This is a genomic window from Mesorhizobium sp. M5C.F.Ca.ET.164.01.1.1 (assembly GCF_004792125.1).
GTDB lineage: Bacteria > Pseudomonadota > Alphaproteobacteria > Rhizobiales > Rhizobiaceae > Mesorhizobium > Mesorhizobium wenxiniae.
In genome coordinates, this window is record NZ_SRTG01000357.1 from 1 (window position 1) to 326 (window position 326).

Below are 326 nucleotides of genomic sequence, written 5' to 3' on the forward strand. Positions count from 1 at the left end.
CTGGCGCGGCAGCATCTGGCGACCATCGCCCCGCTGGCGGAAAAAGCCGGCCTCAGCGTCGCCGTCCTTACCGGCCGCGAGAAGGGCCGCGAACGCGCCGAAACACTGGAAGGCCTCGCCAGCGGTGCGATCGACATCGTCGTCGGCACGCATGCCCTGTTCCAGGAATCGGTGGCGTTCCACGATCTCGTGCTGGCCGTCGTCGACGAGCAGCACCGCTTTGGCGTCCACCAGCGCCTCGCCATCACCGCCAAGGGCGACGCGCCGGACATGCTGGTGATGACGGCCACCCCCATCCCCCGCACGCTGGTGCTGACCGCCTTCGG

General features: G+C 69.6%; 1 protein-coding gene. It reads left to right on the plus strand.

Going from position 1 to position 326, the window contains the following annotated elements:
- Positions 1-326: DEAD/DEAH box helicase (locus EN807_RS33795; RefSeq protein WP_135938037.1), on the plus strand; the 326-nt coding region annotated here is incomplete at both ends.